This window comes from Methylobacterium sp. 17Sr1-1, assembly GCF_003173775.1.
In the GTDB taxonomy this organism is placed as follows: Bacteria; Pseudomonadota; Alphaproteobacteria; order Rhizobiales; family Beijerinckiaceae; genus Methylobacterium.
On record NZ_CP029552.1, the window covers coordinates 3,060,001 to 3,082,649 of the forward strand.

The 22,649-nt window shown below is 71.6% G+C and carries 20 protein-coding genes; 11 read left to right on the forward strand and 9 right to left on the reverse strand.

The features are described from left to right. Nucleotides 1–59 precede the first annotated feature (59 nt). Together DK412_RS13765 and DK412_RS13770 are read right to left on the reverse strand one after the other, a co-directional pair. A complete protein-coding gene (locus DK412_RS13765) occupies nucleotides 60–350 on the reverse strand; it encodes a DUF1330 domain-containing protein (protein ID WP_109972402.1) in 291 nt (96 codons plus the stop codon). A 76-nt stretch (nucleotides 351–426) separates the two neighbouring features. After that, the gene (locus tag DK412_RS13770; RefSeq protein WP_280953985.1) at nucleotides 427–1,545 is read right to left on the reverse strand and encodes a ring-opening amidohydrolase; all 1,119 of its coding nucleotides are present in this window, start codon (nucleotides 1,543–1,545) and stop codon (nucleotides 427–429) included. A gap of 281 nt (nucleotides 1,546–1,826) precedes the next feature. Between DK412_RS13770 and DK412_RS13775 the strand changes: the two genes are divergently transcribed. The 9 genes from DK412_RS13775 (at nucleotide 1,827) to DK412_RS13815 (ending at nucleotide 14,719) form a co-directional block, all read left to right on the forward strand. After that, nucleotides 1,827–3,026: a hypothetical protein gene (locus DK412_RS13775; protein WP_109972403.1), complete on the forward strand. Its 1,200-nt coding sequence runs from the start codon at nucleotides 1,827–1,829 to the stop codon at nucleotides 3,024–3,026. Between the two features lie 12 nt (nucleotides 3,027–3,038). After that, nucleotides 3,039–4,283, forward strand: coding sequence for a glycosyltransferase (locus tag DK412_RS13780; protein ID WP_109972404.1), 1,245 nt, complete (start codon nucleotides 3,039–3,041; stop codon nucleotides 4,281–4,283). Beyond that, nucleotides 4,280–5,638 (forward strand): glycosyltransferase family 4 protein, encoded by a 1,359-nt coding sequence (locus tag DK412_RS13785; RefSeq protein ID WP_245447646.1) that lies wholly within the window; start codon nucleotides 4,280–4,282, stop codon nucleotides 5,636–5,638. Before DK412_RS13780 ends, DK412_RS13785 begins: the two co-directional genes overlap by 4 nt. Next, on the forward strand, nucleotides 5,635–7,650 hold the full coding sequence (locus tag DK412_RS13790; RefSeq protein WP_109972405.1) for a glycosyltransferase: 2,016 nt from the start codon (nucleotides 5,635–5,637) through the stop codon (nucleotides 7,648–7,650). The genes DK412_RS13785 and DK412_RS13790 overlap by 4 nt, the downstream gene beginning before the upstream one ends. A 43-nt stretch (nucleotides 7,651–7,693) precedes the next feature. Continuing rightward, on the forward strand, nucleotides 7,694–9,571 hold the full coding sequence (locus DK412_RS13795) for an ABC transporter ATP-binding protein (protein WP_109972406.1): 1,878 nt from the start codon (nucleotides 7,694–7,696) through the stop codon (nucleotides 9,569–9,571). A gap of 16 nt (nucleotides 9,572–9,587) precedes the next feature. Next, nucleotides 9,588–10,469, forward strand: coding sequence for a hypothetical protein (locus tag DK412_RS13800; RefSeq protein ID WP_109972407.1), 882 nt, complete (start codon nucleotides 9,588–9,590; stop codon nucleotides 10,467–10,469). A 121-nt stretch (nucleotides 10,470–10,590) separates the two neighbouring features. Next, the gene (locus tag DK412_RS13805) at nucleotides 10,591–12,534 is read left to right on the forward strand and encodes an ABC transporter substrate-binding protein (RefSeq protein WP_109972408.1); all 1,944 of its coding nucleotides are present in this window, start codon (nucleotides 10,591–10,593) and stop codon (nucleotides 12,532–12,534) included. Next, nucleotides 12,531–13,556 (forward strand): ABC transporter permease, encoded by a 1,026-nt coding sequence (locus DK412_RS13810; RefSeq protein ID WP_109972409.1) that lies wholly within the window; start codon nucleotides 12,531–12,533, stop codon nucleotides 13,554–13,556. The genes DK412_RS13805 and DK412_RS13810 overlap by 4 nt, the downstream gene beginning before the upstream one ends. After that, nucleotides 13,553–14,719, forward strand: a complete 1,167-nt coding sequence (locus DK412_RS13815; protein WP_109972410.1) for an ABC transporter permease — start codon at nucleotides 13,553–13,555, stop codon at nucleotides 14,717–14,719. Before DK412_RS13810 ends, DK412_RS13815 begins: the two co-directional genes overlap by 4 nt. 333 nt (nucleotides 14,720–15,052) lie before the next feature. On the opposite strand, the gene DK412_RS13820 is transcribed toward DK412_RS13815, so the two are convergent. The 4 genes from DK412_RS13820 to DK412_RS13835 form a co-directional block, all read right to left on the reverse strand. Then, entirely contained in the window at nucleotides 15,053–15,877 is an 825-nt protein-coding gene (locus DK412_RS13820) for a carbohydrate ABC transporter permease (protein WP_109972411.1), read from the reverse strand. Continuing rightward, nucleotides 15,874–16,803: a sugar ABC transporter permease gene (locus DK412_RS13825; RefSeq protein ID WP_109972412.1), complete on the reverse strand. Its 930-nt coding sequence runs from the start codon at nucleotides 16,801–16,803 to the stop codon at nucleotides 15,874–15,876. The genes DK412_RS13820 and DK412_RS13825 overlap by 4 nt, the downstream gene beginning before the upstream one ends. Next, nucleotides 16,803–18,140, reverse strand: a complete 1,338-nt coding sequence (locus DK412_RS13830) for a sugar ABC transporter substrate-binding protein (protein WP_109972413.1) — start codon at nucleotides 18,138–18,140, stop codon at nucleotides 16,803–16,805. The genes DK412_RS13825 and DK412_RS13830 overlap by 1 nt, the downstream gene beginning before the upstream one ends. A 278-nt stretch (nucleotides 18,141–18,418) precedes the next feature. Next, the gene (locus DK412_RS13835) at nucleotides 18,419–19,567 is read right to left on the reverse strand and encodes a histidine kinase dimerization/phosphoacceptor domain -containing protein (RefSeq protein WP_109972414.1); all 1,149 of its coding nucleotides are present in this window, start codon (nucleotides 19,565–19,567) and stop codon (nucleotides 18,419–18,421) included. A gap of 264 nt (nucleotides 19,568–19,831) precedes the next feature. Here DK412_RS13835 and DK412_RS13840 point away from each other — a divergent pair, with 264 nt between their 5' ends. Further along, a complete protein-coding gene (locus DK412_RS13840; RefSeq protein WP_093568363.1) occupies nucleotides 19,832–20,041 on the forward strand; it encodes a hypothetical protein in 210 nt (69 codons plus the stop codon). 4 nt (nucleotides 20,042–20,045) lie between these two features. On the opposite strand, the gene DK412_RS13845 is transcribed toward DK412_RS13840, so the two are convergent. After that, the gene (locus tag DK412_RS13845) at nucleotides 20,046–20,426 is read right to left on the reverse strand and encodes a helix-turn-helix domain-containing protein (RefSeq protein WP_109972415.1); all 381 of its coding nucleotides are present in this window, start codon (nucleotides 20,424–20,426) and stop codon (nucleotides 20,046–20,048) included. Between the two features lie 97 nt (nucleotides 20,427–20,523). Between DK412_RS13845 and DK412_RS13850 the strand changes: the two genes are divergently transcribed. Continuing rightward, a complete protein-coding gene (locus DK412_RS13850) occupies nucleotides 20,524–21,540 on the forward strand; it encodes a zinc-binding alcohol dehydrogenase family protein (protein ID WP_109972416.1) in 1,017 nt (338 codons plus the stop codon). 239 nt (nucleotides 21,541–21,779) lie between these two features. On the opposite strand, the gene DK412_RS13855 is transcribed toward DK412_RS13850, so the two are convergent. Both DK412_RS13855 and DK412_RS13860 read right to left on the reverse strand, forming a co-directional pair. After that, nucleotides 21,780–22,214 (reverse strand): hypothetical protein, encoded by a 435-nt coding sequence (locus DK412_RS13855; protein ID WP_245447647.1) that lies wholly within the window; start codon nucleotides 22,212–22,214, stop codon nucleotides 21,780–21,782. 26 nt (nucleotides 22,215–22,240) lie between these two features. Beyond that, nucleotides 22,241–22,612, reverse strand: coding sequence for a hypothetical protein (locus tag DK412_RS13860; protein ID WP_245447649.1), 372 nt, complete (start codon nucleotides 22,610–22,612; stop codon nucleotides 22,241–22,243). Nucleotides 22,613–22,649 lie beyond the last annotated feature (37 nt).

The window sequence follows — 22,649 nt, forward strand, 5'->3', positions numbered from 1 at the left end:
GCTCGCCCCGGGACTACGTCGAGAGATGTCGGTCTGCCGCCATCGCTCAGGGCAACCGATCACACCGCCTCGACGATGCGGATATCGCGCTCGGCCCCGCCCGCGAGGGCGGCGAGGGCCTCCTGGTAGGCCGGGCTGTCATGCGCCGCCATCGCCTGCGCGACGCTGTCGAACTCGATCACCACCGTGCGCTGCATGAGCCCGGCCTCGTAGGTATGCGCCGGCATCCCGCGGGCGAGGATTCGCCCGCCGGCGGCGGTGATCGCCGGTGCGCTCAGCTTGGCGTAGGCGGCGAGCGCGTTGGGGTTGCTGACGGCGCGATAGGTCGCGACCCAGTAGGCCTTGGCCATGGTGGACATCTCCCAGGAGTGCGACGCGGGTTGTAGCCCGGTCCCCAGGCCGAGGGAACGGCGAGCCGGGCCGGGACTACGCCTCCACCCGCCCGATCACCGCCACCGGCCCGCCCCCGTCCGGCCCCTGGTGCTCCGCCCCGCCCGACACGAACAGGTCCGTCCGGCCGATCGCCGCCGCGGCGACGCCGCCGACCAGGGCGCGAGCGTGGCGGGTGGCGTTGATGTCGCTGTCGTCGTTCATGATGTGGCGCTGCCCGCGGATCAGCCCGTCGCCCGAGGGCTCGGCCTTCGCCAGCAGGGCGACGACGCGGGCGGCGGCCTCCGGCGCGAGCTGGCCGGCGGCGGGGAAGCCGAGATCGGCGAGCGCCCCCTGGATCGCCGGAAGGTCGATGCCGTCGCGCATCACCCGGTGGGCGATGCGCAGGGGACCGCTCCAGCCCGGGGCGTTGCCGAGCACGATGACCTCGTTGCGCATCAGCTCGATCCCCGCCGAGGCGCTGGCGCGGCCGGAATAGAGGTCGGTGCGGGTGCCGATCACCGCATCGTCGAGCGCCGCGTCCGGAATCTCGCCGAGCGCCAGCCCGATCCCCAGCGCCGAGGCGCCGCGGGAGAGGCCCATCGAGGCGTAGGTGTCGTGGGTTGCGACGGTTTCGCCCCGGGCGGCCGCCTCCTGGATGCGGGCGCTGGTGAGGAGCGGGCACTTCACCTGCACGAAATGCACGTCCTCGACCGCGTCGAGCCCCGCCGCCGCCATGGCGCGGCGCACGGCCGCCGCGGTGGCGCGCACCTGCGCCATCCGGCCGATCTCCTCGGGGAGAAAATCCTCCGTGAAGGCGGTGCCAACTGAGAGGGCCCGGCCCGTCCCCGCCGGCCCCTCGCGCCGGGCGAGGACGAGGAAGTGGGGCGAGAGCCCGCCCTCGGTGCCGCCCGACATCACCAGGGCGACCCGGGCGCCGATCGCGGCGGGCGAAACCCCGAGTCGGGCGCCGAGCGCCGCCTCCAGGGCCATCACGGCGAGCGGCCGGGTGAAGTCGTTGACGCAGCCGTTGCCCTCGGTCTTGCCGAACACCGCCACGATCTCGCCGGCGGAGACCGCGCCGGATTCGATCAGGGCGTCGAGGCCCGAGACGTCGGCGGGGTGCCGGGTCGGCACGCGGAAGACGAGGCATTCGGGCATCGGGGACTCCGTCATCACATCTCGCCGCCCCGGATGCGTGCGACCGGGGAGCGGCCGCGCCGCCCTTGCAAATGCGCCGCCAACCCGCTCGGCGGTGCGGCGCCGCCACAAGCGTGACCATAACGGCCCCACCCGGGTAGCCGGGCCGGGGGCGGATGCGCTAGTCTGGGGTTCCGCGCCCGGGAGGTCCGCAACCCGATGCCGATACCGTTGAGCCGCACCCGGCCCGCCGTGTCCGCACGGGCCTCCCTGTTTCGCCGGACCGAGATGTCCGCCCGGACTGAAGTGTCCGCAGGATGAGCTTCGTCTCGCCCGTGCCCGGCGGGTCCCCGCAGCGGGTGCTGATCTACTCGCACGACACGTTCGGGCTCGGCCACCTGCGCCGGGCACGGGCGATCGCGCATGCCCTGGTGGCGGGGGCGCCGGAGCGGCGGGTGGTGATCCTGTCGGGCTCGCCGGTGAGCCACGCCTTCCGGTTCGCCCCCGGGGTGAGCTGCCGGCGCCTGCCCGGCGTGACCAAGCTCGCCAGCGGCGAGTACCAGAGCCTCGGTCCCGGCCACGGCCTCGACGAGGTGGTGGCGACCCGCGCCGCCCTGATCCGCCACGTCGCCGACCGCTTCGACCCCGACCTCTTCCTCGTCGACAAGGAGCCGGCCGGCTTCCACGGCGAGGTGCTGCCGACGCTCCACCGCCTCAAGGCCCGGGGCTGCCGGCTGGTGCTGGGCCTGCGCGACGTGCTCGACGCGCCGGACCTGCTGGCACCCGAATGGGAGCGCAAGGGCGCGCTCGCGGTGCTGCCGCTCTACGATTCGCTCTGGGTCTACGGCCTGGAGGCGATCTACGCCCCCCTCGACGGGCTGGCGCTGCCCGCCGGCGTCGGGGACCGCCTGACCTATACCGGCTATCTGCGCCGGGAGGCCCCCGACGCGGGCGGGCCCGACGAGGCGGCGGAGGAGCCGTTCCTCCTCGTCACCCCGGGCGGCGGCGGCGACGGGGTCGAGCTGGTCGAGGCGGTGGTGCGCGCCTACGAGGCGGAAACGCTGGAGCACCGGGCGCTGGTGGTGTTCGGCCCGTTCTTCCCGGCCGCCGAGCAGGAGCGCTTTCGCGCCCGCATCGCCGCCCATCCGCGCCTCGCCTCCCTCGATTTCGACGCGCGGCTGGAGCGGCTGATGCGCCGCGCCGCCGGCGTGGTGGCGATGGGCGGCTACAACACCTTCTGCGAGATACTGTCCTTCGACCGTCCGGCCCTGATCCTGCCGCGGGTCCGGCCGCGGCGCGAGCAGCTGATCCGCGCCCGCGCCGCCGCCCGGCTCGGCCTCGTCGGCGTCATCGAGCCCGGGGCGGACGACGATACCGCCCGCATGGCCGCGGCGCTCGACGCCCTGCCCCACCGTCCGACCCCCTCGTCCCGGCCGATCCCCGGCCTCCTCGACGGCCTGCCGGCGATCCGCCGCCTCGCCGCCGCCGCGGACGCTCCTTGCGTGGCCGCCGAGTAAGCCTCCCCCTCCATGCCCCCGCTCCGCATCGCCGTCCTCGTCAAGGGCTACCCGCGCCTGTCCGAGACCTTCATCGCCCAGGAGTTCCTGGGGCTCGAGGCGCGGGGCCTCGACCTCGCGATCTGGTCGCTGCGCCAACCGCATGACGGCGCGGTGCACCCGATGCACCGGCAGATCCGCGCCCCCGTCACCTACCTGCCGGAATACCTCTACCAGGCGCCGCTCCGGGTGCTACGCGGGGCCCTCTCCGCCCTGCGCCGGCCGGGCCTCCTGCCGCTCATCCGCCTCGCCTGGCGCGACCTCGCCCGCGACCGCACGCCCAATCGCGGCCGGCGCCTCGGCCAGGCCCTGGTGCTCGCCCGCGAGCTGCCGGCGGAGATCGGCCACATCCACGTCCATTACCTGCACACCCCGGCCTCGGTAGCGCGCTACGCCGCCCTGCTGACCGGGCGGAGCTGGAGCGCCTCGGCGCATGCCAAGGACATCTGGACCACGCCGGACTGGGAGCTGGCCGAGAAGCTCACCGACGCGCGGCTCGCCTTCGCGGTCACCTGCACGGCAGCGGGCGCGGCGCGCCTGCGCGAGGTCGCCGGCGATCCGACGCGGGTCGCGCTCGTCTATCACGGCCTCGACCTGTCGCGGTTTCCCGCCCCCCCGGAATCCCGCCCGGCCCGGGACGGGTCGGACCCGGCCGATCCCTTGAGAATCGTCACCGTCGGCCGGGCGGTGGCGAAGAAGGGCTTCGACGACCTCCTCGACGCCCTCGCCGCCCTTCCCCCCGACCTGCACTGGCGCCTCGCCCATGTCGGCGGCGGCGAGGCGCTGGGGTCGCTGCGCGCGAAGGCCGCGGCTTTGGGCCTGTCGCAGAAGGTGATGTTTCTCGGCGCGAAGCCCCAGCCCGAGGTGGTGGCGCTCCTGCGCGAGGCCGACCTGTTCGTGCTGCCGGCCAAGCGCGCCCCGTCGGGCGACCGCGACGGGCTGCCCAACGTGATCATGGAGGCGGCCTCTCAGGGCCTGGCCGTCGTCGCCACCGACTTCGCCGGCATCCCGGAATTTCTGCGCGATGGCATCGAGGGCCGGCTGGTGCCGCCGGGGGATTGGGGGGCGCTCTCGAACGCCGTCAACCTGCTCGCCCGCGATCCCGCCGAACGGGCCCGCCTGGCGGCGGCGGCCCTCACCCGGCTGCGGGCGGAGTTCGGCGCCGAGGCCGGGTTCGAGACCGTGGCGCGCCTGCTCCGGAATGCTGCCGGGCGATGAGCCGGGTCGCCTTCTACGCGCCCCTCAAGGCCCCCGGCCACCCGGTCCCGTCCGGCGAGCGCACGATGGCGCGGCTGCTGCTGCGGGCGCTGGCCGTCGCCGGGTTCGCCCCGGAGGTCGCCAGTTGCTTGCGCACCCGCGATCCCGACGGGTCGCGGCATCCGGGCTTGCGCGCCGCGTCGCTGGCGGAGGCCGAGCGCCTGATTACGGCGTACCGAGCCGATCCGCCGGCCCTGTGGTTCACCTACCACGTCTACTACAAGGCGCCGGACTGGATCGGCCCGGTCGTGTCGCGGGCCCTCGGAATCCCGTACGTGGTGGCGGAGGGCTCGCGGGCGCCCCGGCGCGCGTCCGGCCCGCACGCCCTCGGCCATGCCGGGGCCGAGGTTGCCCTCGACGCGGCGGACCTGATCCTCGTCATGAACCGTCGCGACCGGCCGGCTTTGGAGGCGGCGCGGCCGGGGGCCCAAGTGCTCGCCGACCTGCCGCCGTTCCTCGATCCGGCGGAGTGGCCGCTGTCTACCGGGGCTCGGGGTCTGTCTGGACACGACCCGAGGCGAGATTGGCGCGGGATCCCCTCTCCCGTGTGGGAGAGGGGTGGGGGCGATCGGAGATCGCGCGAGGGTGGCGCGCTTCCGAGTAAGGCTCGAACTGTCGTGCTGGCAACGGAACGTTCGGTGCCACTTGCGGCACCGTCTCCACCCTCGCGCGATCTTCGATCGCCCCTACCCCTCTCCCACACGGGAGAGGGGATCCCGCGGCTCTCGAGTATCCGGGCAGACCATCGCATCGCGACGCCGCCCCGCCCTCTGCGCCTCCTCACTGTCGCGATGATGCGGGAAGGCGACAAGCTCGCCTCCTACCGCCTGCTGGCCGAGGCCCTGGGCCAGATCGGCGACTATGCCTGGAGCCTCGACGTCGCCGGGGACGGCCCGGCCGCGGCCGAGGTGTCGGCCCTGCTCGCGCCCTTCGGCGACCGGGTGCGCCGCCACGGCGCCGTCGACGCCACCGGCCTCTCGGCCCTCTACGGCGCCGCCGACCTCCTGGTCTGGCCGGCCGTCAACGAGGCCTACGGCATGGCGCTGCTGGAAGCGCAGGCCCATGGCTGCCCGGTGGTGGCCGGCGGCTACGGCGGCGTGGCGGACGTGGTCCAGGACGGCGTGACCGGCCGGGTGACGCCGCCGGGCGACCCTGCTGCGCTCGCCGCCGCGATCCGCGACCTCGCCGCGGCACCGGGCCGCCTCGCGGCGATGCGGACGGCCGCGCTGGCCTTCGCCCGCGCGGAGCGGAGCCTCGACGGGGCGGCGTCCCGCCTGCGCGCGGCGCTCGCCCCGCTCCTGGGGGAGCGCGCATGAGCCGGATCCTGATCGCCGTCACCCACCTTCTCGGCGCCGGCCATCTCACCCGGGCGGCGGCCCTGGCCCGGGCCTTCGCGGGCGCGGGCCACGCCGTGACGCTCGTCTCCGGCGGCCTCCCGGCGGCCCTGCCCCGCCTCGACGGCATCCGCCTGGTGCAGCTGCCGCCGGTGCGGATCACCGGCACCGCCTTCACGGCGCTCCTCGACCCGGAGGGCGCGCCCGTGACGGCGGAGCGTCTGGCGGCCCGGAGCCATGCCCTGCGCGCCGCTTTCGCGGAGGCGACCCCGGACGCGGTGATCACCGAGCTCTATCCCTTCGGCCGCCGGGTCCTCGCGCCGGAATTCGAGGCGCTGGCCGAGGCCGTGCGGGGGGCCGCAGCACGCCCGCTGCTCCTCGCCTCGATCCGCGACATCCTCGCGACCCCGAGCCGCCCGGAGCGGATCGCCGCGACCCACGCCCGCCTTCACTCCTACGACGCCGTGCTGGTGCACGGCGATCCCGCCTTCCTGCCCCTCGACGCCTCATGGCCGGTCGACGAGGCGGTGGCGCGGCGCCTGCGCTACACCGGCTACGTCGACGAGAGCGACGCGGCGCTGGCGCCGGATGGTCCCCGCGCCGGGATCGTGGTTTCGGGCGGGTCAAGCGCCGCGGGCCTGCCGTTGCAGGAGGCCGCGGTCGCGGCGGCTTCCCTCACCCCCGGCCTCTCCTGGCGCATCCTCGTCGGCCGCGCCGTGCCGGAGCCCGCCTTCGCGGCCCTCGCGGCGGCGGCGCCCGGAAACGTGGTCGTCGAGCGAGCGCGGCCGGACTTTCGCGCACTCCTCGCCCGGGCCGCGCTCTCGGTGAGCCAGGCCGGCTACAACACGGTGCTCGATCTCCTGCACGGCGGCTGCCCGGCCCTGCTGGTGCCGTTCGAGGCCGGCCACGAGACCGAGCAGCGCCTGCGCGCCGAGACGCTGGCCGCCCACGGCCTCGCCCGGGTGCTGCCGGAGAGCGACCTCACGGCCGAACGCCTCGCGGCAGCGGTCCTGGCCGCCCCGCCGCCGGGGATCGGGCACGCCATCGCGCGGGACGGGGCGCGGCGGAGCGTAGCGATCGTGGAGGCGATGCTGGCGGATGCCAGCCTCAATCGTGACGAAGTACGGCACTTCCCCTCCCCAGGCGATCTCGGGCTTGGATCTCGGGCAAGCCCGAGATCGCCTGGGGAGGGGAAGGCGGTTTACCTTGACGCTGCCGTCGATTTCACACCCCTCACCGACGCCCTCGCACGCGCCGCGGATGCAGGCCGCACCACCATCCTCTGGTGGCGCGACGACGACGCGGTCGCCCACACCCCTGCCCTCGACCGCCTGCTCGCCCTCGCCGTCCGGACCGGCTGGCCGGTGGCGCTCGCCGCGATTCCTGCCCGGGCCGAGCCGTCGCTGGCCGCACGCGTCGCCGACGAGGCGGGGATTGATCTCCTCGTCCACGGCCTCGCCCATACCAACCACGCGCCGCTCGACAGCAAGAGGGCGGAGTTCGGCTCGCACCGGCCACTGGCTGCATTGCAGGCCGACGCCGCAAAAGCCCTGGCCCTCGCGAAGGCCCGCCTCGGCCCCCGCCTGCTGCCGGTGCTGGTGCCGCCCTGGAACCGCCTCGCCCCCGACCTGCCCGCGACTCTCCCGGCCCTCGGCTACCAGGGCGTCTCGGCGGCCCATTCCCTGCGCCCGGTCGCAGGCCTCGCCCAGGCCCACGCGGCGATCGACCCGGTCGCCTGGCGCGCCGGCGGCGGGCTCGCCGATCCGGGTGGCGTCGTCGCCCGGGCCGCCCGGGCGGTGGCGGAGGGCGGCCCGGTCGGGCTCCTCACCCACCACCTCGTGCAGGACGCGGCGACCTGGGCGTTCTGCGAGCGCCTGCTCGACCACCTCGCCGCCCATGCGGCGAAAGATCCGGCCTCGAGAATATCGCGCGCCGCCGCTTTGTTTGCGCCCACGGCGTCGCCCGTGTCACAAACGGACCCTATCTTCCCGTGACAATCCGGGGACGCTCCCCCCGAGAGGACCGCACGGCACCAGGATGACGGCACCGCTCCTGTCGATCCGCGACCTCACGGTCGATTTCACCACCGATTCCGGCTCGTTCCGGGCGGTCGACGGCCTGTCCCTCGACGTGCCGGCCGGCCGCACCGTGGCGCTCGTCGGTGAATCGGGCTCGGGCAAGTCGGTCACCGCGCAGGCGATCCTGCAGATCCTGCCCAAGGTCGCCCGGATCAGCGGCGGCCATATCCGCTTCGCCGATCCCTCCGGCCCCGCCGGCGGCGTCGACATCGCGGCCCTCAAGGCCGATTCCTCCCGCATGCAGGCGCTGCGCGGCGGGCGGATCGCGATGATCTTCCAGGAACCGATGACCTCGCTGTCGCCGCTCCACACCGTCGGCGATCAGGTCACCGAGGCGTTGCGGCTGCACGCCGACGTCTCGGCCGATCAGGCCAAGGCCCGGGCGATCGAGGTGTTCGAGCGGGTCGGCTTCCCGGACCCGAAGCGGGCGCTCGTCACCTACCCGTTCGAACTGTCGGGGGGCCTACGCCAGCGCGCGATGATCGCGATGGCGCTGATCACTCGGCCCGCCCTCCTCATCGCCGACGAGCCGACCACGGCGCTCGACGTCACCACCCAGGCCCAGATCCTGGAGCTGATGCGCGACCTCCAGGCCGAGACCGGCATGGCGATGCTGCTCATCACCCACGATCTCGGCGTCGTCGCCAACATGGCCGACGACGTGGTGGTGATGTATCGCGGCCGGGTGATGGAGGCGGGCGCGCGGGACGAGATTTTTCGCCGCCCCGGCCACCCCTACCTCAAGGCCCTGATGCGGGCGGTGCCGCGCTTCCACATGGCGCCCGGCGAGCGCCTGACGCCGATCCGCGAGGTGAAGAGCGCCGTGCTCGCCCGCAAGGCCGGCGAGCCGCACCGCCCCGATCCGGCCGGGCCGCTGCTCGCCATCGAGGGGGTGCGCAAGTCCTTCACCCTGCGCTCGGGCTGGTTCAAGGGGAAGACCCGCACCATCAACGCCGTCAACGGCGTGTCGCTTCAGCTGCATCCGGGCCGGACGCTGGGCCTCGTCGGCGAATCGGGCTGCGGCAAAACCACCCTGTCGAAGGTGGTGATGCGGGCCCTGCGCCCCGATTCCGGCACCGTCACCTTCGACGACGGCTCCGGCCGCGGCCCCCGCGACGTCTTCGCCCTCAAGGACCGGGAGCTGAAGGACTTCCGCCGGGCGGTGCAGTTCGTGTTCCAGGACCCGTTCTCGTCGCTCAACCCGCGGATGACGGTCTACGAGCTCCTGACCGAGCCCCTGCGCATCCACGGCGTCGGGTCGTCGGACGAGCGCTACGAGCGGGCGAAGGAGCTGCTCGACATGGTCGGGCTCGACCAGTCGTCCCTGCGCCGCTACCCGCACGCCTTCTCGGGCGGCCAGCGCCAGCGCCTCGGCATCGCCCGGGCGCTCGCCCTGAAGCCGCGGGTGCTGCTCTGCGACGAGCCGGTCTCGGCCCTTGACGTCTCGGTCCAGGCCCAGGTGCTCAATCTCCTCAAGGACCTCCAGGCGAGCCTCGGCGTCTCCTACCTGTTCGTGTCCCACAACCTCGCGGTGGTCGACTACATCGCCGACACGATCGCGGTGATGTGCCGGGGGTACATCGTCGAGGAGGCGCCGAAGGCCGCCCTGTTCAAGAACCCGGCCCACCCCTACACGAGGGCGCTGCTCGCCGCGGTCCCCGAGCCCGACCTCGACCATCCCCTCGACCTCAAGCTCCTGATGAGCGACCGCTTCTCCGACCCGGCGAGCTGGCCCGAACCCTATCGCCTCACCGGCGGCGCGGCCGGCACCATGACCGAGATCGAACCCGGGCATTTCGTCCGGGTCGCCGGGCCGGTGCTCCGGCAAGCCGCCTGATTTCTCAGAGACTCCGATGCCCCACGGCGCCGCCCTCCGTCCTCACCCCTTCGTCGAGCGGCTGCGCCGCCGCTTCCTCGGCCGCCTGTTCGACCGCCTCGGCTACGACCTCGTTCCGGCCGTCTCCGACTGGAACCACCGCCCGCTCTCGGGCCCGGAGACCGACGCGCTGATCGCGGCGGCGGCCGCGCGCCTCGACCACGACCTCGCGGAATCCGGCCTGAGCCTGCCGGGCGGCACAGGCCCAGCCGTCGCGACGTTCTGGGACCTGATCGCCGCGGCCCCGGTGGCGCAGAAGCGCGGCGGCAACGGCTTCAACGGAGCGCTCCAGCTCTACGTGCTGATGCGGGCGCTCTCGCCTGAGGTGATCGTCGAATCGGGGGTGTTCCGGGGCTTGACCACCTGGGTGATGCGCCAGGCCTGCCCGCAGGCCGAGATCTTCTGCTTCGATCCCGACCTCTCGGGACTGCGCTACCGCGATGCACGCGCCCATTACCACGCCGGCGACTGGTCGGCGGCGCGCCTGCCGCGTCTCGAGGCGGACAAGGCGGTCGGCTTCTTCGACGACCATATCAGCCAGGCCCGGCGGGTGCTGGAGGCGCGCGAGCGCGGCCTGACCCGGCTGATCTTCGACGACGACGCCGCGGCGCACCGGCTCCACGCCCATGGGGGCCCGGCCTTCCCGACCATCGCGATGCTGACCGCGCCCCGCTCCGGCGAGCCGGTGCGCTGGCGCCGCAACGGGCGGGAATTCGTCTACCGGCCCGATGACCCGGAGGCGAAGGCCGCCCGCGCGGTGATCGCCGCCACCCACGCCTTCGACGACCTGCACGCCGCGACCGGCTACTCGCCCACCCGCCTCACCTGGGTGCGCCTGCACGGGAGGGACGGGACATGACCTGGCTCGGACGCCTTTTCACAACCGCGACGGTTCACCCCTCCCCCCTCTGCGGGGAGGGTGCCCCGCGGATGCGGGGCGGGAGAGGGGCAGCGCGACGCTGATCCAGGGGGCTCCCTTCATGACGGCCTCGACCTCTCCGGAAACGGCGTCCCCTCTCCCGCCCCGCTCCGCGGGGCACCCTCCCCCGCAGAGGGGGGAGGTTTGGCGGCGCGTCGCACTTCTGTCCGTCCTGTTCCCGCTCCTTGCCTCCCCCGCCTTCTCCGCGGAAACCTCCGACCGCCTCCCCAAGCAACCCCTCGTCGTCGACCTCGCCGCGCAAGGCCGCCAGACCGGCAAGCCCGGCGGCGACATCGTCACCCTGGTCTCGAAGGCCCGGGACATCCGCTACATCTCGACCTACGCCTACACCCGCCTCGTCGGCTACGACGAGAAGCTGGCGCTGCAGCCCGACATCCTGGAAAAGTTCGAGAACGACGGCGACAAGGTCTACACCTTCACCCTGCGCGAGGGCCATCGCTGGTCCGACGGCCAGCCCTTCACCGCGGAGGACATCCGCTACTGGTGGGAGGACGTCGCCCTCAACAAGGAGCTGAGCCCCTCCGGCCCGCCGGAATTCATGATGGTCGACGGGCAGCCGCCGCGTTTCGAGCTGATCGACCCGCTCCACGTCCGCTTCACCTGGGACAAGCCGAATCCGCGCTTCCTGCCGGAGCTGGCCTCGCCGCGCGATCCCTTCATCTACCGGCCGGCGCATTACCTGAAGAAATTCCACGCCAAGTACGCGTCGAAGGCCGAGATCGAGCCGCTGGTGAAGCAGGCCAAGGTCAAGGGCTGGGCGGCGCTCCACAACCGGCTCGACGCGATGTTCGAGCAGACCAACCCCGACCTGCCGACCCTCCAGCCCTGGCGCGTCACCAACACCGCGCCGGCGGCCCGCTTCGTCTTCGTGCGCAACCCCTATTACCACCGGGTCGACACCAACGGACAGCAACTGCCCTACATCGACAAGGTCAACATGGATGTGGCGGCCGGCGGGCTCCTCGCCGCCAAGGCCAATGCCGGCGAGGCCGACCTGCTGTTTCGCGGCCTCAACATGGAGGACATCCCGATCCTGCGCGAGGGCGAGCGCGCCAAGGGCTACCGCACCCATCTCTGGCCCACCGCCCGCGGCTCGGAACTGGCGCTCTACCCGAACCTGACCGTCACCGACCCGGTCTGGCGCCAGCTCAACCGCGACCTGCGCTACCGCCGCGCGCTCTCGCTCGCCATCGACCGGCGCACCCTCAACAACGCGCTGCTGTTCGGCCTCGGCACCGAGGGCAACGACACGGTCGTCGAGAAGAGCCCGCTCTACAAGCCCGAATACCGCACCCTCAACGCCGGCTACGACCCCGGGGAAGCCTCCCGCCTCCTCGACGAGGTCGGGCTGACCCAGCGCAACGGCGCCGGCATCCGCCTCCTGCCGGACGGGCGCGAACTGGAGATCGTGGTCGAGACCGACGGCGAGAGCAGCATGCTCACCGACGGGCTGACGCTGATCTCCGAATTCTGGCGCGAGGTCGGCGTCAAGCTGTTCGTCAAGCCGCAGGACCGCACGGTCCTGCGCAACCGCGCCTATTCGGGCGCCGCCGTGATGGTGGCGGCGCAAGGGCTCGACCTCGCGATGCCGACCGCCGAGATGTCGCCCGACGAGCTCGCGCCGGTCCACCAGGACACCTATGCCTGGCCGAAATGGGGTCAGTACGTCGAGACGCGGGGCAAGGAGGGCGAGGCCTGCGACATCCCCGAGGCGAAGGTCCTGATCGACCTCAACGCCCGCTGGATGGCGACCGCCGACAATGCCGAGCAGGCGACGATCTGGGCCGAGATGCTGAAGAACCGGGCCGAGAACCAGTGGGTGATCGGCACCGTCTCGGGGGCGCTGCAGCCGGTGGTCGCCAAGACCCGGCTCCTCAACGTGCCGGACAAGCAGACCTATAGCTGGAAGCCGACGGCCCTGATCGGGGTCTACCGGATGGACCAGTTCTACTGGGGCCCGAACCCGAAGGAGGCGTCGCGGTGATCCGCTACCTCGCCCGCCGCCTCCTGACCATGGCGGTCACGCTGCTCATCATCTCCGCCCTCGTCTTCGTCATCATCAAGCTGCCGCCGGGCGACTTTTTGACCAACCAGATCGCCGAATTGCGCTCGCAGGGCGAGGCGGCGTCGGTCGCCAAGGCGCAGTTCCTGATGCAGCAATACGGCCTCGACCGGCCGGTCTGGGAGCAGTACCTGCGCTGGATCGGGCTCTGGCCCAACCCGGAAGGCGCCTTCAACGGCCTGATCCAGGGCAATTGGGGCTGGTCGTTCGAGTATGACCGCCCGGTGCGCGAGGTGGTCGGCGACGCGCTGTGGCTGACCCTCGTCGTCAACCTGGCGGTGGTGATCTTCGTCCACCTGGTGTCGATCCCGATCGCGATCTACTCGGCGACGCGGCAATACTCGATCGGCGACTACGTCGCGACCTTCATCGGCTATATCGGGCTGGCCACCCCGTCCTTCCTGCTGGCGCTGGTGATGCTGTTCTACGCCAACCGCTGGTTCGAAGTGTCGATCGGCGGGCTCTACGACAGCGCCTATTCGGGCCTGCCCTGGACTTGGGACAAGATCCGCTCGCTGCTCGCCCACCTCGTCGTCCCGACGCTGGTGATCGGGTTGGGCGGCACCGCGGCGATGATCCGGCGGATGCGCGCCAACCTGCTCGACGAACTCGGCAAGCAATACGTCGTCACCGCCCGCGCCAAGGGCCTGCCGCCGACCCGGGCGCTCCTGAAGTACCCGTTCCGGATGTCGCTCAACCCGTTCATCGCCGATATCGGCAACCTCCTGCCCCATCTCATCTCGGGCTCGGTGCTGGTGTCGCTGGTGCTGAGCCTGCCGACCGTCGGGCCGATCCTGCTCGCCGCGCTGAAGAGCCAGGACCAGTTCCTGGCCGGCTTCATCCTGATGTTCGTGGCGATGCTCACGGTGATCGGCATGCTGATCTCCGACCTGCTGCTCGCCTGGCTCGATCCGCGCATCCGCCTCGGAGGGGACGGTCGATGAGTCTCGAGTTGCGCGACCGACCCAGCCACTTCGTCGACACCGCCCCCTTCGATCCCGGCCGTACCGAGCCGGTGGGGGCGGAGAGCAGCGCTGTCGACCGCGCCTCGTCCTGGCGTCTGACCTGGTGGAAGTTCCGCAAGCACCGGGTCGCGGTGGCGGCGGGGCTGATCCTGATCGTCTTCTACGCGCTGATCCCCTTCGTCGAGGTGATCGCGCCCTACAACCCGGCCAAGCGCCACGGCGATTACCTCTACGCGCCGCCGCAATCGATCCACCTGTTCCACGAGGGGCGATTCGTCGGCCCCTACACCCATCCCTACCACTTCACCTTCAACATCGAGACCTTCCACCGCGACTACACGGTGGACCGAACGAAGGTGCAACACTTGCGCTTCTTCTGCCGCGACGAGGGTTACTCGTTCTGGGGCCTCGTCGACACCAACTGGCACCTGGTCTGCCCGCCGAAGGACGGGACGATGTTCCTGCTCGGCACCGACCGGCTCGGGCGCGACCTGCTCTCGCGGATCATCACCGGCACCCGGATCTCGCTCACCGTCGGCCTCGTCGGCATCGCGGTGTCCTTCGCGCTCGGGCTCTTCTTCGGCGGGCTCGCCGGCTATCTCGGCGGCTGGGTCGACAACGTCATTCAGCGCATGATCGAGATCCTGCGCTCCCTGCCCGAATTGCCGCTCTGGCTCGCCCTCTCGGCGGCTTTGCCGCCGAACTGGAGCCCGATCCTGGTCTTCTTCGGCATCACGCTGATCCTCGGGCTGCTCGACTGGCCCGGCCTCGCCCGCGCCGTGCGCTCGAAGCTGCTGGCGCTCCGCGAGGAGGATTACGTCCGCGCCGCCGAGCTGATGGGTGCCTCGAAGACCCGGATCATCGCCCGGCACCTGATCCCGAACTTCATGAGCCACCTGATCGCCTCGGCGACCCTGTCGATCCCCTCGATGATCCTCGGCGAGACGGCCCTGTCGTTCCTAGGCTTGGGATTGCGGCCGCCGGTGACGAGCTGGGGCGTGCTCCTGAACGAGGCGCAGAACCTCGCGGCGGTGCAGCTGCATCCGTGGCTGCTGGCGCCGATCCTGCCGGTGGTGATCGTGGTGCTGGCCTTCAACTTCCTCGGGGATGGGCTGCGGGACGCGGCGGATCCGTACCATTGAGGGTTGTTGGGGCGGATCGGGATCCTTGAGAATGTCCGTATCTCGCCCCCCGACCCGCCATCCTGAGGTTGAGAGATCCTAACCTGCCCGCCTGATCTGCACCAATACTTCAGTAAAGCGCGGGATCCCCTCTCCCGTGTGGGAGAGGGGTAGGGGCGATCGAAGATCGCGCGAGGGTGACACGTTTAAGGATTAGCTACTGAGCGTGGTGCTGGCAGCGGAACGCTGAGCGCTTCACGCGGCACCGTAGCACCCTCACCCCCGGCCCCTCTCCCACACGGGAGAGGGGAGAGGCGCCTCATCTTTGTTCGAGGGAGCAGGCGGGAAGCCGTATCACCCCCCCTTCACCGCCCCCGCCGTCAGGCCCGCCACGATCTGGCGCTGGGCGAACACCGTCAGCACCAGGACCGGCAGCGTCACGATCAGCGCCGCGGCGGCGAGCGGCCCCCAGCTCAGCTGGTCGAACGAGATCATGTTGTAGACCGCGACCGGCAGGGTGCGGGTCTCGCGCCCGGCGAGCACGATGCCGAAGACGAAGTTGTTCCAGGAGAAGATCACCGCCAGGATCATCGCCACCGCGATGCCGGGCTTGGCGATCGGCAGCGCGACGTAGCGGAAGACCTGCCAGCGGCTCGCCCCGTCGATGGTGGCCGCCTCCTCCAGCTCCAGCGGCGTGGTCTCGAAGTAGCCGATCATGATCCAGATCACGATCGGCACCGTGACGACGAGGTGGATGATGATCTGCGGCCACAGGGTGCCGAGGAGCCCGAGCCACTGGAACAGCAGGAAGAGCGGGATCAGGTAGGACAGGCCGGGCGTGATGCGGGCGACCAGGATCACCACCGCCGCCTTGGCGGCCTTCATCCGGGCGATGCCGTAGCCGGCCGGCACCCCGACGAGGAGGGCGAGCCCCGTGGCGGTGCCGGTGACGAGCAGGCTGTTGAGGAAGTAGGTCGAGAACCGGTTCGACTCGAGCACGTCGAGGTAGTTCTTCCAGGCGAAGCGCTCGGGGATCAGGATCGGCGGATAGGCGGCGTTGTCGATCTCGTACTTGACCGAGAGCGACAGCATCCAGACGAAGAACAGGATCACCGGCGAGACGATCACCAGGACGGCAAAGAGCAGGGCGGCCTGCTTGAGGAGCCAGCGCCAGTTCACGCGACGGCTCCCTGCGTACGCTTGCGGACGACCAGGAGAGCGGCGGCGAGCGCGATGATGAGGAGGAAGAACACCACGGCGATCGCCGACCCATACCCCACGTCGTAATAGGCGAAGGCGACGCTGTAGAGGTAGATGTTGATCGTCTCCGACGCCGTCCCGGGCCCGCCCTGGGTAATGGCGAAGATGATGTCGAAGCTCTTCACCGCGTCGATCATCCGGATCATCGCGGCGACGAACAGGAACGGCGCCACCAGCGGCAGGGTGATGTGGCGAAACACCTGCCAGAGCGAGGCACCGTCGATCTGCGCGCTCTCGTAGGGCTCGGTCGGCAGCGCCGCGAGGCCGCCGAGCACGATCAGCATCACGAGCGGCGTCCACTGCCAGGTCTCGACCAGCACCAGCGACGGGATCACGGTCGCGGGATGGAACACCCAGAGCTGGGGCGGGATGCCGACGAGGGACAGGAGATAGTTCAGCACCCCGAGCTGGGGGTGGAACATCATGGTCCAGACGAGCGCGATGGCGACGGGCGTCGCCATCATCGGCAGGATGAACACGCCGCGCAGGAAGCCGCGCAAGGGGAACCTCGCGTGGAACACGCAGGCCGCGAGCGTACCGAGGATCAAGGGCAGCACCACCGAGAGCGCGGTGTAGACGAGCGTCTGCCACACCGCGTCGAGGAAGCGCGGATCGGTGGGCAACCGCGCGTAGTTCGACAGGCCGACGAAGGCCGGGTCCGCCCCGACCTTCCACTCGTGCAGGCTCATCCACAGGGTGAAGGCCCAGGGGAAGACGATCACCCCGACGACGACGACGAGCGCCGGCACCACGAAGGGCCAGTAGCCCGGCGGGCGCCAGCGGGCCGCCGGCGCCGCGTCGGACGCCGGCGCGACGGACGAGGGCGCGAGGCCGGCCCGGGCCATCAAGCCTTCTCGCTGCGCTCGAGGATCGGCCGGTACTGCTCGGCCGCCTTCTTCAGCTCGGTCGCCGGGTCGGCCCCCGACAGGGTGGCGGTGACGGCGGAGCCGACGATGTCGCGGAACTCCGCCACCGGCACCACGACCGGCAGGCCGAGCTTGCTGATCTTCGACGAGCCGATCACCGAATCGAGCCACTCGCGCGGCATCTTCACGCCCTGCTGCACCTCGGCGTCGCTGAGGATCGAATCGCGGAACGGCACGCCGCCGCCGGCCTGGAGCAGGCGCCCGCCCATGATCTTCGAGATGGCCCACTGGCAGTAGAGGTAGCCGGCCTCCTTCTTGGTGCTCGCCGCCGTCACGCCGATGCCGTCGCCGTAGGTGGCCGAGGCGTGGTCCTTCGGGCCCTTCGGCACGACCGCGTAGCCGACCTTGCCGACGACGCGCGAGGCGTTGGGATCCTCGAGCGGCGGCGCCCAGCCGACGCCGTCGAGCCACATCGCCGCCCTCCCTTGCGTGAACGCCGCCATCGACTCCATCCAGTTGAAGCCGACGACGCCGGGCGGCGCGGTCTTGGTCAGCAGGCGCTGGTAGAGCTTCGTCGCCTCGACCGCCTCGGGGCCGTCGATCAGCAGGTTGCCCTTGTCGTCGAGGAAGCGGCCGCCATAGGCCAGGAAGAACGCGCCCCAGAGCGCCATGTTGGCGTTGCGAAGGCCCCGGCCGACGAAGCCGTAGGTGCCGGCCTTCGGGTCGGTCAGCGTCTCGGCCGCCCGCATCATGTCGTCGAAGGTCTCAGGGTAGGCGACGTTCTTCTTCTGAAAAAGCTCCTTGTTCCAGTACAGGATGAAGTAGTCGACCGACATCGGCAGCGAGCGCATCTCGCCCTTCGGCGTCTTGGCGTATTGCAGGCCAGCCGCACTGAAATCCGCCTCGCGCAGGGCCGGATCGGTCAGGTTCGGATCCTTGAGGTAGCCCGACAGGTCGGCGAGCCAGCCCGCCTTGTCGAACTGGCGCTTCTGCACGTGGTAGCTCAGGTGCACCACGTCGAAGCTCGGCCGGCCGGAGGTCAGCTCGATGACGATCTTCTGGCGCTGCTGCTGCTCGGGGATCACCTCGGAATTGACCTTGATCCCGGTCAGCGCCGTGAACTCGGCGGCGTGGCGCTGGAGCAGGTCGCCCCGCGGCCCCTTGATCAGGTTGACCTCGAGGGTGGTGCCGGCGTGGCGCTTCCAGTCCACGGCCGCGAAGGCCGGGCGGGCACCGACCAGACCGAGGCCGGCCGCGGCGGCGCCGGATGCCAGGATGCGGCGGCGGGTCGGCCCGCCGCGAGAGAACTCGCCCATCGTTTCCTGCCCTTGACGATCCGCCCGGGTCTGGTGCCCGGGCTTGTTCGGTTCGGGGCCGGTGCTCCGTCCCCGTCGCGCCGCGTCAACGGCAGCGCTGCCGGAGCCTAGTGCAGTGCCCGATCGCGTTGCAATCGGACACCGCTCTCGATTCATGGCTTTGCCGCATTTTCTGCGACGTACCGGCATCCGCTTCGTCGGAAAATGCTCTGGTGCAAGACGCGCCGCCGTGGGAAGCGGCTCGACGGGACGGCCCCGGAAAATCCGTGAGGACGCGGCTACGGTGCGGCGAGGTCCAGCGTCAGGGCGAAGCACGCCCCCTTCGTGCCCGACACCGCGAGGTCGCCGCCGAGCTGGCGGGCGAGCCCGTGGATCACCCGCATGCCGAGGCTGCGGCGCGCCGCAGCCGTGTCGAACCCCTCGGGCAGGCCGACGCCGTCATCGGAGACGCTGAGGCGGACCTTGCCCTCGCCCGCCGGCACCGCCTCGACCCGCACCGGGCCGTGCGCGCCCGGATAGGCGTACTTGACCGCGTTGGTGACGAGTTCGTTGACGAACAGGCCGAGCGGGATCGCGAGATCGGCCGGGATCGGCATGGCCGGGGCCGTGCAGGTGATGGCATGGCCGGGCGCGCTCTCGCGCAGCTTCTCGCACAGGGAGCCGAGGAAGCCCGACAGCTCGACCGCCGCGAGGTCGGGCTGGCGCCAGAGCTGGTCGTGGACCTGCGCCACCGCCTCGACCCGCGAACGGGCATCCGCCAGGGCGTCGCGGGCCTGCTGGCTCTCGGTGGTGCGGGCCTGGAGCGAGAGCAGGCCCGCGACGGTGGCGAGGCTGTTCTTGACCCGGTGGCTCATCTCGCGGGTGAGCAGCTCCTGCCGGTCGAGGGCGGCCTGGAGCCGGGCTTCGCTGCGCTGGCGCTCGATGGCGCCGCCGAGCAGGTTGGCGAAGCCCTGCATGAAGGCGATGTCGGTCTCGTCGAACTGGCCCTCGCGGGTGTCGTCGACCTCCAGCACGCCGAAATCGCCCTCGCGGTTGCGGATCAGCACGTTCAGCGCCCGGCGCACGCCGTGATCGGCCATCAATTGCGGGGTGCGGAAGCGGCGCTCGTTCTCGAGGTGGTTGGAGATCACCGGCTGCCCGGTCTTGAGGGCGTAGCCCGCCGGCGAGGCGAGGTCGGCGCCGACGAGGGCGTGGCCGACGACGTTCGGCCCCCAGCCGACGCCCGCGATGACGAGCAGGGTGTCCTGGCCCGGCTTGTATTCCAGCGCCTTGCAGAACTGCGCCGACATCCCCTCGGCGCAGAGCTCGGTCGCGCGCTGCAGGAGCCGGCCGAGATCGTCGGCGCGCAGGGCCTCGACGCCGAACTCGGACAGGATCTTCTGCTGCTTCAGGCGGTAATCGAGATCCGGACGGCTGAGCTCCGCCATCGTCTGCAATCCTGTCCTTTCCCTGCGCGAGATGCGGGGTCCGTGCTTCGAGGGCGAGGCCGGCAGCGTGGCCGGGAAAAGCGTCGGTGAGTGGGGCCACGTCTGCTTGGGCGGGTCAAGCGCGCAGGCGGGCGAAGCCAGGATGCCGCACTGCGTCATCCCCAGGCCCGCCCCCGGGATTCCCGAATCCGGCGCCGCACTGTTCGTGCTTAGCCCTGTTCCATATGATACAGTGCAGTGCACACACAGCAGGAGTGCGGATCCGTGCTGCGCCTCGTCGCCCTCGGGATCATCCTGACCGCCGCCGTGACGATCCTGGCGAGCCTCTTGCGGCCACCGCCGGTCCGGGCGCAGCAGGACGAGTATTACTGCCGCCCTCCCCTCAAGTTCGCCGCCGGCGCCTGCGTGGCGCAGTGTCCGGCGGGCTACGAGGATCGCGGCCGGGTCTGCACCTTCCGCAGCCTGTCGCGCTGACGGGTCAGGCGGCGTCCGCCGTCGAGACGACGGCCGGCGCCGCATGCGCGTCGCCCCAGGCCTTGAGCGCCCGGATCACCGGTTCGAGGCTGCGGCCGCGCTCGGTCAGGCGATACTCCACCCGCGGCGGCACCTCGGCATAGACCGTGCGGTGGATGAACCCGTCCGCCTCCAGCTCGCGCAGCTGGTTGGTCAGCATGCGCTGGGTCACGTTCGGCATCCGGCGGCGCAAGGCGTTGAACCGGAGCGACTCCTCCGGCGCCGGCGCCTCCGCCAGCAGATGGTAGAGGATCACGCCCTTCCACTTGCCGTCGATCAGCTGCAGCGTCGCCTCGACGGCGCAGCCCGGGCTGCAATCCAGGCTGCGGTGCCGGGTGCGGGCCATCACGGTATCCTTTTCGACACTATGGGCGCTTCATGTGCGTTCTTGCGCGGTTCGAGGGTAGCGGTCATTTCCGGTGTCGTCATCAAGGAGCCCGCCCATGCGCGCCGTCGGTTACCAGACCTCCCTGCCGATCGAGGACGAAGCCGCCCTCCAGGACATCACCCTGCCCCGGCCCGAGCCCACGGGCCGCGACCTCCTGGTCGAGGTCCGGGCGGTGTCGGTGAACCCGGTCGACACCAAGGTGCGCCGCCGCGCCGCGCCGGAGGCCGGCGGCTGGAAGGTGCTGGGCTGGGATGCCGCCGGCATCGTCGTCGCCGCCGGCCCCGAGGCGACGCGGTTCCGGCCCGGTGACGAAGTCTTCTATGCCGGCGCCCTGGAGCGCCCCGGCACCAATGCCGAGTTCCACCTCGTCGACGAGCGCATCGTCGGCCACAAGCCCGCCTCGCTCTCCTTCGCCGAGGCCGCGGCGCTGCCGCTCACGGCGATCACCGCCTGGGAGACGCTGTTCGACCGGCTCGACCTGCGCAAGCCCGTGCCGGGCGCGGCGAAGGCGGTGCTGATCGTCGGCGGGGCCGGCGGCGTCGGCTCGATCGCGACGCAGCTCGCGCGCCAGCTCACCGACCTCACCGTCATCACCACCGCCTCGCGGCCGGAGACGCAGGCCTGGAGCCGGGAGCTCGGCGCCCATCACGTCGTCGATCACGGGGCGGCGCTGGCGCAACAGGTTGCGGATCTCGGCCTCGGCGCCCCGGGCCTCGTCTTCTCGACCACCCACACCGATACGCACCTGCCGGCCCTCGTCGAGCTGATGGCGCCACAGGGGCGGCTCGCGCTGATCGACGATCCGGCGACGCTCGACGTGTCGCTCCTCAAGCGCAAGAGCCTGTCGCTGCACTGGGAGTTCATGTTCACCCGGCCGATGTTCGGCACCGTCGACATCGCGGCGCAGGGCGAGCTGCTGGACGAGGTGGCACGGCTCGTCGAGGCGGGGAAGCTGCGCACCACCCTCGCCGACCATTTCGGGCCGATCAACGCCGCGAACCTGCGCCGGGCGCACGCGCTCCTCGAGAGCGGGCGGGCGAAGGGGAAGATCGTGCTGGAGGGGTTCGCGTGAGGGGCGCCCGCTCGGGAATCGGTCGACCGATGTCGAACTGACGATCCGAACTCACAGGGTCATCCCGGGGCTCGCCGCAGGCGAGAGCCCGGGATCCAGAAACGCCGAGGCCTCGGGTAGAGGGCTGGGGCGCTCGGCTTGGTTCTGCACCACCTGAGTTTCTGGATTCCGGGCTCCGCTACGCGGCCCCGGCATGACCCTGTATGTGGAAAGAACGTCGCGCGAATTCTCGCACGGCCTCAGCGCATCACCTGCCGAGACGTCCGATGCATCTTCGCCCTGGCGTGATGCCGGTGCTTCACCCGCACGGCCCGCGCCCGCGGCGCGGCGCCGGGCTCGCCGTAATAGCCCGCCGGCGCGTAGCCGTCGCCCGGCGCTCCGTACTGGTAGCCGCGGACCGGCCGCATCGGGGCCTGGACCGCGTCGTAGGGACCGTGCCCGGTCCGCGCGCGGTAGGCCGCACCGGCGAAGTCGCCGGGGGTCGGCGGGGTGCCGGGCTGCGAGAAGCTGGTCTCGGGCCGGTAGGCCGGGCCCCAGCCGATCTCGTCGTCGCCGGCCGGGTCCCGGCCCGGGAAGCCGGTGACGTAGCCGACGCTCTGGGCGGCGGCCGGCAGGGCTGCGGCGAGGGTGGCGAAGCCGGCGAGGAGACCCGCCGCGAGGAAGCGTGCGCGCATGGACGTGTCCTTTCCGAATGTGACGGTCAGTAGGCCCGGCTGCCGAGGACGTACTCGGCCATGCGGTGCGGGCGGTTGAGCGGGCCCTCGCTCACGCTGTCATTGTAGTAGCCGAACCCGGTCGGCCCGAAGGCGCCGCCATTGGTGACGGCGGCGACCGGCACGGCGCGGATCGCCACAAGGCCGGTGCGGCCGACCGGCAGCGGGCCGGCGACCAGGTCGGGCGAGACCTGCAGGACGGCGGGACCGCTGGCTGCGACGCGATTGTAGATGTCCGGCTCGACGGCCGGCGGGCGCACCCGCACCGCGAGCGGCGACTGCGCCAGGGCCGGGCCGGACGCGACGGGGTTCGCGAGGCAGGCCAGGGCGGCGAGCGGCAGGAGACGATGACGGACCACGCGGGGCATCCTCCGGTGACGGATGCCGGTCAACGCG